The organism is Pseudomonas sp. B3G-3, from assembly GCF_028640915.1.
GTDB lineage: Bacteria > Pseudomonadota > Gammaproteobacteria > Pseudomonadales > Pseudomonadaceae > Aquipseudomonas > Aquipseudomonas chlororaphis_I.
The window spans coordinates 1-15,362 of record NZ_JAQZAB010000085.1 but is presented as its reverse complement, the minus strand read 5'-3'; the positions used below and the strand labels follow the sequence as shown (position 1 = coordinate 15,362).

Sequence of the window (15,362 nt, the reverse complement as noted above, 5' to 3'; positions counted from 1 at the left end):
ATGAACATTAGCATCATTGGAGCCGGGGCCATTGGCAGTGCAATCGCCAGGTTACTGACGCAGGCAGGCCTGGATGTCAGCATCGCCAATAGCCGTGGCCCTGAAAGCCTTGCGTCGTTGATTGCCGATCTGGGGTCCAAGGCTCGAGCCGTTACGACTGCACAAGCTGCCTTGGCAGACCTGATCTTCCTGGCGGTGAACTGGTCGAAGATCCCATCGGCACTTGTTGACCTGGGGCCGTGGGAAGGACGGGTTGTGGTGGATGCCAACAATCCAATTGAGGTGCCGCTGTTCACCCCCTTTGACCTGGGAGGCAAACCTTCGACCCAGGTCGGGGCGCACATGCTGCCCGGGGCGCGAGTGGTCAAAGCATTCAACCATCGACTCCGGAATCGCTTGCAGTAAAGCTTTCTCATTATCTAGAACGGTCTGCAAAAAAACACACTGGATGACGATGCGCATCATCCAGTGTGCCGACGCTTAGAGGATGTTCAGTGGATAGCTGATGATCACCCGATGCTCGTCGCTGTCGCGCTGGGTGGAGACTTCGGTGCGCAAGGAGGCGTGGCGCAGGGCGATGCTCAGGTCCTTGAGCGGCCCTTGCTGGACCACATAGCTGACGGTCAGGTTGCGTTCCCATTCTTTCTTGTCGCCATTGGGTGTGCGGATGTTCGAGCCGCTTTCGTACATGCCCAGGAAACTCAAGCCAGGCACCCCGACCTTGGTGAAGTCGTAGCCATAGCGGACCTGCCAGGTGGTTTCCCCGGCGCGCTGGAACTTGCCGATCATCGATTCGGTCATGAAGTAGGCGGTGGAGCCGTCGCCCTGGTTCAGCCAGACCGCGTCGCTGTCGCCACTGACCTGTTGCAGGCCGGCGGCGAGGGTGTGGCCGTTCACCAGGTAGGTGAATTGCACGCTGCTCAGGCGGCTGTCGACCTTGCCCTTGGTCACGCCATCGCCGTAGTAGCCGAAGGTGTAGAAGTCGGGGTCGTGACCGTTGGCGCCATCGGAGCGGTTGTCGAAGTGTCGCAGGTCGGTGCGCAGGGTGCCGGGGCCCACCTGCCAGTCGTACTTGAGCCCGAGGAAGTGCTGTTTGTAGAAGTCCTGCAGGTTGCCGTAGTAGTACTGCAGGGTCAGATCCTTGCTGGGTTTGTAGTCCACGCCACCGTAGTAGAACTTGTTGACGAACTGGCCGGTCTGCGCGTTGTTCGCGCCGGGAATGGACATACCCATCTGATTGCTCGAACCGCGGCCCTTGACATGTTCCAACTGGCCCAAGGTGAAGGTGAAGTCATCCAGCTCTTTAGACTGGATCTGCCCGCCGTTGAAGGTCTGTTGCAGCATGCGGTCGGTGGACATCACCACCGGAAGCATCGGCACCAGGGTGCCGTATTTCAGTTCGGTGTTGGAGAACCTGGCCTTGGCGGTCAGGCCCAGGCTGCCGAACTCGTCCACCGCGCGCCCGTCGCTGTCGGTGGGGAACACGTTGCCGTTGAAGGCCGTGCTTTTCGGGTTGTAGTGCCGGCCCTTGCCGGAGTCCAGGCGGATCCCGAACATACCGATGGCGTCCACGCCGAAACCCACCGTGCCCTGGGTGTAGCCGGACTGGAAGTTGGCGATGAAACCCTGGCCCCATTCCTGGGTGTAGTTGGGGTCGGCCGCGCCGCTGCGGTTGTCGGCGTTACTGAAAAAGTTGCGCGCCAGCACGCTGAGCTTGCTGTCTTCCACCAGGCCGGCGGCGTAACCCTGTTGAGCGATGATCAGGCCGCAGATACCGGCGACTACTTTAGGTGTGCGATTGAAAAGCTCCATCGGAGTCATCCCCATGCTGTTGTCGAGTGTGGTGAGAGGGCAGTCGAAGGCGGCAGTGAAGTGCTTATTGTTTTTTGGCAGCGGCGATGGTCGGCGAGACGTTCAGTCTCACCGGCGGCAAGCGGTACAGAATCAGTAGCGCCAACACCCCGATGCCCGCGCACAGCAACAGGCCGACTCCCACCGACTGGGCCAGCGCGTCCCGGGCCAGCGCCAGCCATTGCGGCTGTCCGAGCAGGGCCGGGTCATGGAGCAGCAGCACCTGTGGGTCGGCGTAGGCCTTCAGCCCTTCGGCCTGGCCCTGGGCGAGAAACAGCCGCTGCAGGTTGGCGCTGTACAGCAGGTTGACCAGCACGCCCATACCGGCGGTGCCGAGCAGGCCTCCTACTAGACGCAACGATTGGGTCAGGGCGGTGGCGATCCCGAGGAACTGGCGTTCGGCCAGGGTCTGGGTGAAGACCGTGAGGTTGAGCAGGATGAAGCCGAGCCCGACCCCGGCCAGCAGGATCAGGCCGAGCAGCAGGTTGAACGAGGCGTCGCGCCCGACCAGGGCCAGGCCCACGCAGGCCAGCAGCAGCGCGGCGAAGCCACACAGTGGCAACAGGTTCGGATTGCGCAGGCGGGTGACGATACGGCTGTTGACGATGGCCCCCAGGGTGATGCTCAGCGCCAACGGGGTGATCAGCAGGCCGGCGTCCTGCGGGGAGTAGCCATAGCTGCCTTGCAGCAACAGCGGCAGGTAGAACAACAGCGAGAACATGATCGCGCCGGCGGCCACCGACAGCACGAACAACAGCCGCATGCTCGCCAGGCCGAACAGTGCCGACGGCAGCAAGGCGTGCTGGCAGCGTCGTTCCCAGAACCACAGGGCGATACTGGCGGCCAGGCAACCCAGGCCCAGCGCCGCGCTCAAGGCCAGGCTCGAATGCCCCAGCCATTCGACAAACAGTTGCAGGCTGCCCAGGGCCAGTGCGATCAGCAGCGCGCCGGGCCAGTCCAGGCTGATCTTCAGTTGCTGTTGCGGGCGGTAATAGGGCAGGTAGCGCCAGGCAAAAAACAGCGCCAGGCCACCCAGGGGCAGGTTGAGATAAAACACCGAACGCCAGCCGAACGCCCCGGTCAGGTAACCCCCAAGCCCAGGGCCGATGGCGTTGACCACGCTGAACAGGGCACTGAGCAGCATCTGCCAGCGCAGGCGTTGGCGGGTGTCGGGAAACAGCTCCGGAATGCAGGCGAAGGCGGTGCCGATCAACATGCCGCCGCCCACCCCCTGCAAGGCGCGACCGATCACCAGCAACAGCATGTCGCCGGCCAGGGCGCAGAGCAGCGAGGCCAGGGTGAAAATCAAGGTGGCGGCGATCACGAAGGGTTTGCGCCCGTAGTAATCGCCCAGCCGGCCAAAGATCGGGATGGTGACGATGGAGGCCAGCATGTAGCCGGTGGCGACCCAGGCGTAGAGCTCGAAGCCCTGCAGCTCGGCGACGATGCTCGGTAGGGCGTTACCGATCACCGTCTGGTCGAGCGCCGAGAGCATCAGCACCAGGGAGATGCCGAGCATCGCCAGCAGGGCCTGCCGGAAGCTCAGGGGCGGATGGGGCGCCGTGCTCATCAGCGCTCCTCAGCCCAGTGCCGCGACGGCCGCGGCGATCCGCGAACAGCCGGTGTCGAGGGTCTGGATATCGGTGGCGATCGACATCCGGAAGAATGGCGCCAGGCCATAGGCGGTGCCCGCCACCACGGCGACGCCCTGGCTTTCCAGCAGGTACATGACCACGTCCGAATCGCTGTCCAGGCGCTTGCCCTGGGCCGTGGTCTTGCCCAGCAGGTCGCCGCAGTTGACGTAGAGATAGAAGGCGCCGCCGGGCTTGCGGCAGCTCAGGCCAGGGATGGCGTTGAGCAGTTCCAGGCAGCGATCGCGGCGTTGCTGGTAGACCGCCACGCTGTCCTTGACGAAGCTCTGGTCGCCGTTGAGCGCCGCCACGGCGGCGGCCTGGCTGACCGAGCAGGCATTGCTGGTGGATTGCGATTGCAGGGTGGCCATGGCCGCGATCAGATCGCCGGGGCCGGCGGCGTAGCCAATGCGCCAGCCGGTCATGGCGTAGGTCTTGGATACGCCGTTGACCACCAGGGTGCGTTCGCTCAACGCCGGTTCGATGGCGAGGATGTGCGGGTTATCCAGGCCTTCGTAGCGGATGTGTTCGTAGATGTCGTCGGTCATCAGCAGCACCTGCGGATACTCCAGCAGCACATCGGCCAGGGCACGCAGTTCATCGGCGCTGTAGCTGGCGCCGGTGGGGTTGCTGGGGGAGTTGAGCAGCAGCCAGCGGGTGCGTGGGGTGATGGCGCCGCGCAGTTGCGCCGGGGTCAGCTTGAAGCCGTGTTCTTCCGGGCAGGCGAGGGTCACCGGTTCACCTTCGCAGGCCAGCACCATGTCCGGGTACGACACCCAGTACGGCGCCGGGATCAGCACCTCGTCGCCGGCGCCGAGGGTGGCGGCGAAGGCATTGAAGATCGCGCTCTTCGCGCCGCTGGTGACCAGGATCTGCTGGGCGTCATAACTCAGGCCGTTCTCGCGAGCCAGCTTGGCGACTATGGCCTGGCGCAGCTCTGGGGTGCCGGCGTTTTGCGTGTAGCGGGTTTCGCCCCGTTCGATGGCGGCGCTGGCGGCCTGGCGGATGTGCGCCGGGGTATCGAAGTCCGGTTCGCCGACCACCAGGTTGATGATCGACTTGCCTTGCCGGCGCAGTTCGTTGGCCCGATCGGAAGCGGCGCTGCTGGGCGATGGTTTGATGCGTTGCACACGGGCGGCGATGCGGGAGGCGGTCACGTGGCGTTCCTCGTTGATGACGTTGACGAGGCCCTACAGTACGAGGCGCTTGCGCGGCCGCCATAAGACGAGATCGTTCTGGTCTGATAGGCAGTGCTTATGGCTGCAAGCGTGCAGCCCCTGCACCGCGTTGGTGCGCTCAAGCCGGGATGCCTGTCGCGGGCGGTTCTGCGTGCGGCCGCCAGCCAGCCATAGCAAAGCCTTATGGTTAAGCCCTGGCGTTGATCGGGTGAGGGGGCATTCCGGGCTGGCCTGGCTCTTGCTAAAGCCCGTGGGCTGTCTTCTTTTTTCGAGCAAGAGCAACGCCACCGTGAACCTGCGCCGTTTGAAGTACTTCGTGAAACTCGTCGATATCGGCAGCATGACCCAGGCCGCCGATGTGCTGCATATCGCCCAGCCGGCGCTCAGCCAGCAACTGGCCACGCTGGAGGCCGAACTGCAACAACAGCTGTTGATCCGCACCAAGCGCGGCGTGACCCCGACCGAGGCGGGCAAGGTGCTGTATGGCCATGCGCAGATCATCCTGCGCCAGTGCGAACAGGCGCAGAGCGACGTCAATGCCACGGGGCAGACCCTGTCCGGGCAGGTGTCGGTCGGCCTGGCGCCGGGCACCGCGGCGTCGGCCCTGTCGTTGCCGTTGTTGCGCACCGTGCGCGAGCGCCATCCCGGTATCCTGCTGTACCTCAACGAGAACTTCGGCACCACCTTGAGCGAGCTGATCATGAACGGCCGGATGGACATGGCCGTGCTGTATGGCGGGCGTGAAGTGCATGGCCTGAGCTTCGTCTCGCTGCTGCGCGAGAACCTCTACCTGGTCAGCGCCGACCCGGCCATCGACCAGCGCGAGTCGATCCCGCTGGCCGAGCTGGCGGACCTGGACATGCTCCTGCCGCGGCCCTACAACGTCATGCGCCGGCTGGTGGACGAAGCCTTCCTGCGCATCGGCATGAGCCCGCGGGTGGTGGCCGAGATCGAGTCCTCGATCACCCTGAGCGCGGCGGTCGCCGAGCATTTCGGCTCGACCATCCTGCCCGAGTCCTCGGCGCGGGTGATGGTCGAGGACAAGGCGCTGTACCTGTGTCGCATCGCCGAGCCGGAGATCGAGGCGCCCCTGGCGTTGTGCCTGTCCGGCCACCTGCCGTTGTCGGTGCCGGCCCAGGCGGTCAAGGCGATCCTCCTGGAACTGGTCGCGCAGATGCGCGGCAGCCTGATCTGAGCGGTCATAAGCACGGCTTATCTCGCCAAAGCCAAAGCGTCTTGGCCGCCTTTGGACGGGCTCGCTACATTGGCCCCATCCACTCAAGACCGCTCGACAGGCAGGGGGCCACCCATGGATTCAGAACGCATCAAGGGCTTGATCGATTTGCTCGCCGAGTCCGATCTGCTCGAGCTGAGCCTGACCGAAGGCGACACCACGGTTCGTCTTTTCCGGCAGGCCGGCGCGGTGCAGGTCAGTGCGCCATCGCTCGCTACGCCGCAGGGGCAACCGGCCCCGGTAGCGCCCGAGGTGGCGGCCCGGGCCGATGCCCCGGCGGCGCTGGAGGTCAAGGCCAGCCTGTACGGCGTCCTGCACCTGACGCCCGCCGTGGGCGAGCCGCCCTTCGTCGCGGTCGGTGAGCAGGTCGAGGCCGGGCAGACCCTGGCGATCATCGAGGCGATGAAAATGTTCCACCCGGTCAAGGCCAAGTCCGCCGGCAGGATCGACGCGATCCTGGTCCAGGGCGGCGCCGAAGTCGAAACCGGCCAGCCGCTGTTCCGTCTCGGCTGACCCCACGCCCATCCGTCTTTCAGGTGAATTTCATGTTCGACAAAGTGCTGATCGCCAACCGTGGTGAAATCGCCCTGCGCATTCAGCGTGCCTGCCATGGCCTGGGGTTGCAGACCGTGGTGGTGCATTCCGAGGCCGATCGCCATGCCCGTTATGTGCAGAACGCCGACCAGGCCCTGTGCATCGGCCCGGCGTCACCCACCCAGAGCTACCTGAACCAGGCGGCGTTGCTGTTCGCCGCCAAGGTCAGCGGCGCCCAGGCGATTCATCCGGGGTATGGCTTTCTTTCGGAAAACGCCGGCTTCGCCGAGCGCATCGAAGCCGCCGGCCTGACCTTTATCGGTCCGAGCGCCGACTGCATCCGCACCATGGGTGACAAGGTCGCCGCCAAGCGCGCCATGCGTGAAGCCGGCGTGCCCTGCGTGCCTGGGCCGGACTCGGCGATGCCGAGCGACGAGGCGAGCATCCTCGCCATCGCCCGGGACATCGGCTACCCGGTGATCGTCAAGGCCGCGGGTGGCGGTGGCGGGCGCGGCATGCGGGTGGTCGAGGAGGAGGGCGCGTTGCTCGCCGCCATCGCCTTGACCCGCGAAGAGGCACGCCAGGCGTTCGGTAACCCTGAGCTGTATATCGAGAAGTTTCTCGGCCATCCGCGGCATGTGGAAATCCAGGTGTTGTGCGATGCACATGGCAACGCGATCTGGCTGGGCTGCCGCGATTGCTCGCTGCAACGCCGGCACCAGAAGGTGCTTGAGGAGGCGCCGGCACCGGGCATCGACCCAGCGCTGATCGCCAGGGTCGGCGAGCGTTGCGCGGCGGCCTGCCGGCAGATCGGTTATCGCGGCGTCGGCACCTTCGAGTTTCTGTATGAGGACGGCGAGTTCTTCTTCATCGAGATGAACACCCGGCTGCAGGTCGAGCACCCGGTGACGGAGATGACCACCGGCATCGATATCGTCCAGCAGCAACTGCGCATGGCCCGGGGCGAAGTGCTGCAGCTGCGGCAGCAGGATGTGCAGCTCAACGGCCATTCCCTGGAGTGCCGGATCAACGCCGAAGACCCGCTGACCTTCATGCCCACCCCCGGGCTGATCCAGCGCTGGGAGGTGCCCGGTGGCTTTGGCGTGCGGGTCGATTCCCATGTCACCAGCGGTTATCGGGTGCCGCCCTACTACGACTCGATGGTGGCCAAGGTCATCACCCACGGCGCGACGCGTGACGAGGCCATGGCCCGCATGCGCCTGGCCCTGAGCGAAATGTGCGTGGAGGGCATCAGCACCAATATTCCCCTGCACCGCGACATGCTCGACGACCCGGCGTTCTGCGCCGGTGGCGTGGACATTCACCATCTGGAACGCTGGCTGCAACAACGGAGTCCGACATGAGTACTGCTTCAGTATCGCCGCGTATCAGCCAGCTGGGCTCGACGGCCTTGCTGTTCGAAGCCCCTGGTGAGCTGGACCTGGCGCCGCAACAACGGATCTGGAACCTGGCGCTGCAGGCCGGCCAGTGGCCGGGCATCGCTGAAGCGGTACCCGGTATGAACAACCTGATGCTGACGTTCAGCACGCCGCCGCGCGACCTCGACGGCCTGTGCGAACGTTTGCTCGACGCCTGGGAGCGTTGCTCGCCGCTGCCCATCGAAGGGCGCATCGTCGAATTGCCGGTGGTGTATGGCGGTGAGTTCGGCCCGCACATGGCCGATGTCATCGCCCATACCGGGCTGGACATCGAGACCATCGCCCACCTGCATTGCGCGCCGCTGTACCCGGTGTACGCCCTGGGCAGCCATCCCGGCTACTGCTACCTCGGCGGCATGGACCCGCGCCTGGCCACGCCACGGCGCCAGGTACCGGTGCTGGACATCGTCGCCGGCTCGGTATCGATCGGCGGGGTACAGACCGGGGTCTCCGCGTCGGCGGGGCCCAGCGGCTGGAACACCATCGGCCGCACCGAGATGGCGTTTTTCGACCCGACCCGAAACCCTCCGGCCATGCTGCGGCCGGGCGACATGTTGCGCTTGCGCATCGAGAGGATCATTCGATGATCGAGATTCTATCGGCGACCGCCCTGGCCACGGTGCAGGACTTCGGCCGCTTCGGCAGCCTGGGCTACGGCGTCGGCACCTCCGGCGCCATGGACCGGTTGGCGCTGGCCCTGGGCAACCTGTTGCTGGGCAATCCCCAGGACGCGGCGGCCATCGAGATTCCGCTGTTTCCATTCGAGGTTCGCTTCCTTGCGGACTGTGCCTTCGCGGTGACCGGCGCCGCCGGCGAGGCGACCCTGGATGGCCAGCCGCTGCTGCCGTTCTGGGTGGCGCAGGCCCGGGAAGGGCAGGTGCTCAGCCTGGGTTATCCGGTCTCTGGCAGCCGCGCTTATTTGTGCCTCGCCGGTGGGGTGGATGTGCCCCTGGTGCTGGGCTCGCGCAGCACTCAATTGCGCGGTGAGTTCGGCGGCCTGCACGGACGAGCCTTGCAGCAGGGCGATCGGCTTGCGGCGTTGCGGCCTGGGCCGAGCGTGCTGCCGACTGATTTCGGGGTGCGCTCACCGAGCCTGGCGCTGCCTCTGGAGCATGACGGGCTGCCCGCCATGCGGGTGCTGCCGGCGGCGGAGTACCCGTACTTCCAGGAACAATCCCGCGCGGCGTTCTGGGCCGGCGAGTGGAAGATCACCACCCAGAGCAACCGTTACGGCTACCGGCTCGAAGGCATGCCGATCCTGCCTTCGGCGCCTATGGAAGTGCGCTCCCACGGCATCGTCCCGGGGGTGATCCAGGTGCCCCATGGCGGGCAGCCGATCATTCAGATGCGCGATGCCCAACCCAGTGGCGGCTACCCGAAATTCGGCACGGTGATCGAAGCGGACCTCTGGCGCCTGGGCCAGGCGCCGATCGGCAGCAGGGTGCGTTTTATCGAATGCAGCTACGCCGAGGCCGTCGCGGCCCTGGAAGACAATCAGCGCTACCTCGAGGAAGTTCGCCGGCTGGTGGAACTCCACGGGCTGGCCTCGCGTTAAGGAAGCTCAAGCATGACCAATGAGGAAATCCGCCAGTTGGCGGTATGGCTGAAGGAAAACCATCTGGCTGGCGCGGAAGTGCGGAGTCCGGGCCTGCGCCTGCTGCTCAAGCGTGGCGGCGAGACGGCGCCTGCAGCATTGGCCGCGCCGGCAGCGAGTGCTGCCCCGGTGGCGGCGTGCGAGGAACTGAAGACCCCCGGCCTGGGCTGCTTGCTGTTCAAGCACCCGGGGCAGGCCGAGGCCCTGGCCGCGCTCGGCAGCCGGGTGCGGGCCGGGCAACTGGTGGCCTTGCTGCAAGTCGGCGACCTGCTGTTGCCGGTGCGCAGCCAGCAGGCCGGGCAGGTGGCGGCGGTGTTGGTGCCCTGTGGCACCACCGTCGGTTATGGCCAGGCGTTCATGCGCCTGAATGCGGCCTGACAAGGCAAGGGGACAGCAGATGAACATCGATTTGAACGCCGATCTGGGCGAGGGCTTCGGGCCCTGGCGCATGGGCGAGGATGAGGCGCTGATGAGCCTGATTTCCTCGGCGAACGTCGCCTGCGGCTTCCATGCCGGCGATCCGGTGATCATGGACAGCACCGTGCGCCTGGCCAAGGCGGGCGGCATCGACCTGGGGGCCCATGTCGGATTTCCCGACCTGATGGGATTCGGCCGGCGGCAGATGAACATCGAGATCAAGGAACTGGCGACCTACGTGGTCTATCAGCTCGGCGCCCTGGCGGGCATGGCGGCGGTCAACGGCCATCGCATGACCCACATGAGCTTTCACGGCGCCCTGGGCAACAGGGTCGCCGCCGACGCGGCGCTGGCGGAGCCTCTGGTGCGCGCGGTGGCGGCGTTCGACCCGGGGTTGATCATCAGCTCGTCGAGCAGCCGGGCGATAGAAAGCGCCGCCGAGAAAAGCGGCCTGCGGGTGGCCACCACCTTCCTGGCCGACCGCGCCTACGACGATGACTGCCTGCTGGTGCCGCGCCAGGTGCCGGGCTCGGTGATCAAGGAGCCGGCGGCGGTGCTGCAACGGGTTCGCCAGCTGCTGGAGGAGGGCACGCTGACCAGCCTCAGTGGCAAGCGCATCGCCGTGCCGGCGCACTCGATCCTGCTGCACGGCGACACCCCCGGCGCGGTGGAACTGGCGCGCACCATTCGCCGGGAAATCGAGCAGGCCGGCGGCCGTATCACGCCGATTTCGCAGCTGCTGGCGTAGCTCGCGCCCGGTCATAAGCAGGGCTTATTGCCACACAGTCATTCCGTCTTGGCCCACGGCTTCAGGGCTGGATAGAGTCGAGGTCAGGGCGATCGGCTCGAGATCGGCATATTACCGGACGCGGCGCCTGGCGCTGTCGCCCCCGCAAGAGGACAGGTTCATGGCATTTTCTGATTACACAACCGCGCTGGTCACCGGCGCTTCTTCCGGCATCGGTGCCGCGGTGGTCGAGCGGCTCAGCCAGGAGGGGATCCAGGTGCACGCCCTGGCCCGCAGTGCCGACAAGCTGCAGGAACTGGCGGCCAGGACCGGCTGCATCGCCCACGCCATCGACGTCACCGACCTGGCCGGGCTGACACGGCTGTTCGAGACGCAGCGCTTCGACATCCTGGTGAACAACGCCGGGGTCGACCGCCCTGGCTCGATTCTCAAGGCCGACGCCGAAGGCATCGACCTGTTGATCGACGTCAACCTGCGTGCGGTCCTGCACCTGGCGCGCCTGGCATTGCCGGGGATGGTCGCGCGCGATTGCGGGCACATCATCAACATCAGTTCGATCGCCGCGGCCTACAACTTCGGCGGCAATTCTACCTACCATGCGACCAAGGCGGCGGTGAGCATGCTCTCGCGACAACTGCGCATCGATGCCTTCGGCAAGCGGGTGCGGGTCACCGAGATCTGCCCGGGGCGGGTCGCCACCGACATCTTCGCCCATGTCCATGGCGACTCCGAAGAGACCTACAAGCGCTTCGTCGAAGGCTTCGAATTGCCCCAGGCCAAGGACATCGCCGACGCCATTGCCTTTGCCATTGCCGCGCCGATCGCGGTCAACGTCGGGCACATGGAAATCACCCCGACCCTGCAAGTGCCCGGCGGCCTCTCCACCGCCCGCCCCGAGGATTACCAGGGCTGAGTGTTCCCTTGCCCCCGGCATTTCAGAAGAACGGCCCGAGCCGTCATCGCAACACCCGCGCCATGGCCGTGCCTGGCGCCTTGTTCCTGCCCTTAGCCCAATGCCGATAGGGATTGACCATGAAGCATGACTTCGATTTGGCCGCGATTCTGCGAGGCGAATACGCCGAGCTGATCGTCAAGGGTATCGAAATAACGCTGCAACTGGCGTTGTTCGCCTGGCTGCTGGCGATGGCCCTGGCGCTGTTGCTGGTGACCGTGCGCCTGACCGGCAATAAGTTCGCCGACCGCCTGGTGGCCGCTTACGTGTCGTACCACCGCAATGTGCCGACCCTGGTGCAGTTGATGCTCTGGTACTTCGGCGTGCCGACCTTGCTCAGCGAGTCCACGCAACTGTGGCTGGCGAACTACAGCACCGAATACCTGTTCTCGGTGATCGCCCTGGGGTTGTGCCAGGCCGCGTATTTCTGTGAAGACATCCGCAGCGGGCTGCGCGCCATTCCCGCGGGGCAGACCGAAGCCTCCAGGGCCCTGGGCCTGGGGTACGTGCGCTCGATGCGCTACGTGATCCTGCCGCAGGGCGTGCGCAACTGCCTGCCGTCGCTGATCAACCACACCGTGTTGCTGTTCAAGAACACCAGCCTGGCCATGGCCATCGGCGTGGTGGAGCTGACGTACGCCACCCGCGAGGTCGAGAACTACAGCTTTCGCACCTTCGAGTCGTACCTGGTGGCCACAGTGTTTTACCTGATGTTTTCACTGCTGTTGATGGGGCTCGGCGCGCTGCTGGCGCGGCGCTTCAACAAAGCCTTGGCGAGGTAGGGGACGATGTTCGATATCTTCTCGATTCTGCAGCAGAACTGGACCCTGTTCCTCATCGGCCAGTACCCGCACGGCCCCCTGGGCGGCCTGGCGAGCACCTTGATCCTGGCGGCTCTGGCGCTGGCTCTGGCCTTTCCTTTCGGTTTGCTGCTGGCGCTGGCGCGAGTCTCGCCCTGGGCCGGGCTGCGCTGGGTCGCCACGGTCTGGGTCTATGTGCTGCGGGGCATCCCGCTGCTGATGGTGATCTTCTGGACCTACTTCCTGGTGCCGTTGCTGATCGGCCACAACATCACCGGGTTCGTGACCATGCTCTGCACCCTGGTGATCTACCAGAGCGCCTACCTGTGCGAAATCATCCGCGGCGGCATCCAGGCCTTGCCCGCGGGGCAGTACGAGGCGTCCCGGGCGCTGGGCCTGGGCTACCTGCGCACCACGGTCTGGGTGATCCTGCCCCAGGCCCTGTACAACGCGTTGCCGAGCCTGATCAGCCAGTTCATCTCGATCATCAAGGAAACCTCCCTGGGCTACGTGATCAACGTCCAGGAGGTGACCTTCGCCGCCAACCAGGTCAACAACCAACTGCTGACCCAGCCGTTCCAGGTGTTTTTCATCCTGGCGGTCATCTACTACTTGCTGTGTTTCGGCCTGACCCACCTGGCCGGCTGGGTGGAGCGCCGTATCGCCCGCAAACGCCAGGGCAACGGTGCCGCGGCCCAGACCGGCGACCCCTTGCTGGCTATCGATAATTGAAGAGGGTTGCGCCCATGCATCCGATGATCATGTTTTCGAAAATCAATAAATGGTACGGCGACTACCACGCGCTGACCGACATCACCGCCGAGGTCAAGCCCGGTGAAGTGGTGGTGCTGTGCGGGCCCTCGGGCTCCGGCAAGTCGACCCTGATCCGCACGGTCAACCGTCTGGAGGATATTCAGAAAGGCCAGATCCTGTTCGACGGCCAGGATGTCCACGGCACCGACGGCAACCTCAACCGGCTGCGCAGCCGGGTGGGGTTCGTGTTCCAGAGCTTCAACCTGTTCCCGCACCTGTCGGTGCTGGAAAACATCACCCTGGCGCCCACTAGGATCCGCGGCCTGAAAGGCTCGGCCGCCCGGCACAAGGCCATGGAACTGCTCGAGCGGGTCGGCCTGGCGCACAAGGCCGGGGCCTATCCGGCGCAGTTGTCCGGCGGCCAGCAGCAGCGAGTGGCGATTGCCCGGGCGCTGGCGATGGAGCCGCCGGTGATGCTGTTCGATGAACCCACCAGCGCCCTCGACCCGGAAATGGTCGGTGAAGTGCTGAACGTCATGAAGGGCCTGGCCAAGGATGGAATGACCATGATGTGCGTGACCCACGAGATGAATTTCGCCCGTGAAGTCGCCGACACCATCTGGTTCATGGACGCGGGACAGATTCTGGAAAAGAGCACCCCCGAAAGCTTCTTCAACCAGCCCGCGCACCCGCGAGCGCAACGTTTCATCGCCGACCTGCGCGCTCACTGAGGCGCGGCGGTGTTTGCCACCTCTGCCACCAGACGTTCCAATTTCAGGAGTTATATTCCATGAGTATGAAGCAGCTGTTTGTCACGCTGGCGTTAGGTCCCTTAGCTGTTGCGGCAGCCCAAGCCGATCAGTTGAGCGATGTCATGGCCAAGAAGTCCCTGAGTTGCGGGGTGTATGCCGACGTGCCGCCGTTCTCCGCCCCCGATCCGCAGACCCGCGAGCTGGTGGGCATGGACGTCGACCTGTGCAAGGCCCTGGCCAAAACCCTGGGTGTAGCGCTGGAGCTCAAGCCGTTGTCGGTGGAGGCGCGGATTCCGGAAGTGAAAATGGGCCGGGTCGATCTGATCTTCGCCAACCTGGCCTACACCAGGACCCGCGCCGAACAGATCCAGTTCAGCGACCCGTACTACGTCGCCAAGGAAACCCTGGTGGTGCGCGCGGCCAATGCCGACAAGCCGAAGAGCTTCTTCAAGGACAAGCGCATCAGCTCCACCAAGGGCTCGACCTCCGAGCAGTCGATTCGTCTCGCCGGGGCCACGCCTGTGACCTTCCAGGACACCGGTTCAGCCTACATGGCCTTGCAACAGAACAAGGTCGTAGGCCTGGTGACCAACACCATGACCGCGCTGAAACTGGTCAACCAGGCCAAATCCAACGGTGTCGAACTGGCGCTGGCCAAGGAACCGATGGCGCTGGAGCCGATCGGCGCCGGCATGCGCAGAGATGAGCCGGCCTTCCTGGCCAAGGTCAACGAGTCGTTGATGGCAATGGAGAAGGCCGGGGAGATCGACGCGATCTGGGACCGCTGGATCGGTCCGAATACCGAGTACAAGATGCAGCGAGAGGACAAGGTCCAGAGCCTGGCCGACTTGAAGTTTGAACCCTTGCCTTAAGTTCCGATATCCAGCTATGACGGAACAAGCCCGGCGAGTTAAAACGCTGGGCTTTTTAGCGATATAACGAACCGTTCATAACCGGTACCAACAATCCAATTGAGAGGCCGCTGTTCAAACCCTTTGACATGGGAGGCAAACATTCGACCTAGGTCGTGACGCAAATGCTGCCCGTGGTGCATGTGGTAAGGCATTCAACCATCTACCGCCGCATCTGCTGGCCAACCCAGCTCATGAGGTGGTAGCAGGTCACGCCCTGTTAAGGGCTCCTGGCGGTGTAATGTTCGAACAGGATGCGGAGTGCCTGAGCATGCTCTAGGGCGACTCCACAGAAAGCCATTGAAGTCTCAAAGCGCTCGCCGGGATGTGTGGGGATGTCTTCGAGCAGTAGCAGGATCTCGTTCTGTAGATCTGCCGAGCGGGTGAGCATTTCCTCAAGTGTCATATCGTCAGACTTCCCTTCAGTACATCGATGACCCCGATTCGTCCGTTCGATGCCCCGTGCTTCGCCGGTAATCAGCGCGATTTGTCGTACAAGTGGCTTCATCAGGTATCTGCGATACTCTCTAGGTGTGGCTGAGGGGAGAGTAGGGGAGCAACGAGCTCT

General features: G+C 64.6%; 16 protein-coding genes. 13 read left to right on the top strand and 3 right to left on the bottom strand.

What is annotated here, in order from left to right:
• Positions 1 to 405 carry an NADPH-dependent F420 reductase gene (locus PVZ80_RS09620; protein ID WP_273863761.1) on the top strand — a complete coding sequence of 135 codons (405 nt, stop codon included), beginning with the start codon at positions 1 to 3 and terminating at the stop codon, positions 403 to 405.
• 75 nt (positions 406 to 480) lie between these two features.
• Here the strand turns inward: PVZ80_RS09620 and PVZ80_RS09615 are convergent, their stop codons facing one another.
• The 3 genes from PVZ80_RS09615 to PVZ80_RS09605 form a co-directional block, all read right to left on the bottom strand.
• On the bottom strand, positions 481 to 1,812 hold the full coding sequence (locus tag PVZ80_RS09615; RefSeq protein ID WP_273863760.1) for an OprD family porin: 1,332 nt from the start codon (positions 1,810 to 1,812) through the stop codon (positions 481 to 483).
• Positions 1,813 to 1,876: 64 nt separating this feature from the next.
• Positions 1,877 to 3,421 carry an MFS transporter gene (locus tag PVZ80_RS09610; protein ID WP_273863759.1) on the bottom strand — a complete coding sequence of 515 codons (1,545 nt, stop codon included), beginning with the start codon at positions 3,419 to 3,421 and terminating at the stop codon, positions 1,877 to 1,879.
• A gap of 9 nt (positions 3,422 to 3,430) precedes the next feature.
• On the bottom strand, positions 3,431 to 4,639 hold the full coding sequence (locus PVZ80_RS09605) for an aspartate transaminase (RefSeq protein ID WP_273863758.1): 1,209 nt from the start codon (positions 4,637 to 4,639) through the stop codon (positions 3,431 to 3,433).
• 310 nt (positions 4,640 to 4,949) lie between these two features.
• Between PVZ80_RS09605 and nac the strand changes: the two genes are divergently transcribed.
• The 12 genes from nac (at position 4,950) to PVZ80_RS09545 (ending at position 14,755) form a co-directional block, all read left to right on the top strand.
• Positions 4,950 to 5,855, top strand: coding sequence for a nitrogen assimilation transcriptional regulator NAC (nac, locus tag PVZ80_RS09600; RefSeq protein WP_273863757.1), 906 nt, complete (start codon positions 4,950 to 4,952; stop codon positions 5,853 to 5,855).
• Positions 5,856 to 5,969: 114 nt separating this feature from the next.
• Complete coding sequence (locus tag PVZ80_RS09595; RefSeq protein WP_273863756.1) at positions 5,970 to 6,407, top strand: acetyl-CoA carboxylase biotin carboxyl carrier protein; 438 nt, start codon at positions 5,970 to 5,972, stop codon at positions 6,405 to 6,407.
• A 32-nt stretch (positions 6,408 to 6,439) separates the two neighbouring features.
• Entirely contained in the window at positions 6,440 to 7,792 is a 1,353-nt protein-coding gene (accC, locus tag PVZ80_RS09590) for an acetyl-CoA carboxylase biotin carboxylase subunit (protein ID WP_273863755.1), read from the top strand.
• Positions 7,789 to 8,454 (top strand): 5-oxoprolinase subunit PxpB, encoded by a 666-nt coding sequence (gene pxpB / locus PVZ80_RS09585; protein WP_257373734.1) that lies wholly within the window; start codon positions 7,789 to 7,791, stop codon positions 8,452 to 8,454. The genes accC and pxpB overlap by 4 nt, the downstream gene beginning before the upstream one ends.
• Positions 8,451 to 9,422: a biotin-dependent carboxyltransferase family protein gene (locus PVZ80_RS09580; RefSeq protein ID WP_257373735.1), complete on the top strand. Its 972-nt coding sequence runs from the start codon at positions 8,451 to 8,453 to the stop codon at positions 9,420 to 9,422. The genes pxpB and PVZ80_RS09580 overlap by 4 nt, the downstream gene beginning before the upstream one ends.
• Before the next feature lie 12 nt (positions 9,423 to 9,434).
• A complete protein-coding gene (locus tag PVZ80_RS09575; protein ID WP_257373736.1) occupies positions 9,435 to 9,839 on the top strand; it encodes a biotin/lipoyl-containing protein in 405 nt (134 codons plus the stop codon).
• A gap of 19 nt (positions 9,840 to 9,858) precedes the next feature.
• Entirely contained in the window at positions 9,859 to 10,626 is a 768-nt protein-coding gene (locus PVZ80_RS09570; protein WP_257373737.1) for a LamB/YcsF family protein, read from the top strand.
• A gap of 160 nt (positions 10,627 to 10,786) precedes the next feature.
• The gene (locus tag PVZ80_RS09565; RefSeq protein ID WP_257373738.1) at positions 10,787 to 11,539 is read left to right on the top strand and encodes an SDR family oxidoreductase; all 753 of its coding nucleotides are present in this window, start codon (positions 10,787 to 10,789) and stop codon (positions 11,537 to 11,539) included.
• 119 nt (positions 11,540 to 11,658) lie between these two features.
• Positions 11,659 to 12,360 carry an amino acid ABC transporter permease gene (locus PVZ80_RS09560; RefSeq protein ID WP_041988132.1) on the top strand — a complete coding sequence of 234 codons (702 nt, stop codon included), beginning with the start codon at positions 11,659 to 11,661 and terminating at the stop codon, positions 12,358 to 12,360.
• Positions 12,361 to 12,366: 6 nt separating this feature from the next.
• On the top strand, positions 12,367 to 13,110 hold the full coding sequence (locus tag PVZ80_RS09555; RefSeq protein WP_273863754.1) for an amino acid ABC transporter permease: 744 nt from the start codon (positions 12,367 to 12,369) through the stop codon (positions 13,108 to 13,110).
• Between the two features lie 23 nt (positions 13,111 to 13,133).
• Positions 13,134 to 13,862: an amino acid ABC transporter ATP-binding protein gene (locus PVZ80_RS09550; protein ID WP_257375124.1), complete on the top strand. Its 729-nt coding sequence runs from the start codon at positions 13,134 to 13,136 to the stop codon at positions 13,860 to 13,862.
• A 59-nt stretch (positions 13,863 to 13,921) separates the two neighbouring features.
• The gene (locus tag PVZ80_RS09545) at positions 13,922 to 14,755 is read left to right on the top strand and encodes an ABC transporter substrate-binding protein (protein ID WP_257373740.1); all 834 of its coding nucleotides are present in this window, start codon (positions 13,922 to 13,924) and stop codon (positions 14,753 to 14,755) included.
• Positions 14,756 to 15,362: the final 607 nt, after the last annotated feature.

Excerpts from the sequence above, each read along its gene's own strand:
- PVZ80_RS09620 (WP_273863761.1), top strand. The coding sequence starts at position 1 with ATGAACATTAGCATCATTGGAGCCGGGGCCATTGGCAGTGCAATCGCC.
- PVZ80_RS09615 (WP_273863760.1), bottom strand. The coding sequence starts at position 1,812 with ATGGAGCTTTTCAATCGCACACCTAAAGTAGTCGCCGGTATCTGCGGC.
- PVZ80_RS09610 (WP_273863759.1), bottom strand. The coding sequence starts at position 3,421 with ATGAGCACGGCGCCCCATCCGCCCCTGAGCTTCCGGCAGGCCCTGCTG.
- PVZ80_RS09595 (WP_273863756.1), top strand. The coding sequence starts at position 5,970 with ATGGATTCAGAACGCATCAAGGGCTTGATCGATTTGCTCGCCGAGTCC.
- accC (WP_273863755.1), top strand. The coding sequence starts at position 6,440 with ATGTTCGACAAAGTGCTGATCGCCAACCGTGGTGAAATCGCCCTGCGC.
- pxpB (WP_257373734.1), top strand. The coding sequence starts at position 7,789 with ATGAGTACTGCTTCAGTATCGCCGCGTATCAGCCAGCTGGGCTCGACG.
- PVZ80_RS09580 (WP_257373735.1), top strand. The coding sequence starts at position 8,451 with ATGATCGAGATTCTATCGGCGACCGCCCTGGCCACGGTGCAGGACTTC.
- PVZ80_RS09575 (WP_257373736.1), top strand. The coding sequence starts at position 9,435 with ATGACCAATGAGGAAATCCGCCAGTTGGCGGTATGGCTGAAGGAAAAC.
- PVZ80_RS09570 (WP_257373737.1), top strand. The coding sequence starts at position 9,859 with ATGAACATCGATTTGAACGCCGATCTGGGCGAGGGCTTCGGGCCCTGG.
- PVZ80_RS09565 (WP_257373738.1), top strand. The coding sequence starts at position 10,787 with ATGGCATTTTCTGATTACACAACCGCGCTGGTCACCGGCGCTTCTTCC.
- PVZ80_RS09560 (WP_041988132.1), top strand. The coding sequence starts at position 11,659 with ATGAAGCATGACTTCGATTTGGCCGCGATTCTGCGAGGCGAATACGCC.
- PVZ80_RS09555 (WP_273863754.1), top strand. The coding sequence starts at position 12,367 with ATGTTCGATATCTTCTCGATTCTGCAGCAGAACTGGACCCTGTTCCTC.
- PVZ80_RS09550 (WP_257375124.1), top strand. The coding sequence starts at position 13,134 with ATGATCATGTTTTCGAAAATCAATAAATGGTACGGCGACTACCACGCG.
- PVZ80_RS09545 (WP_257373740.1), top strand. The coding sequence starts at position 13,922 with ATGAGTATGAAGCAGCTGTTTGTCACGCTGGCGTTAGGTCCCTTAGCT.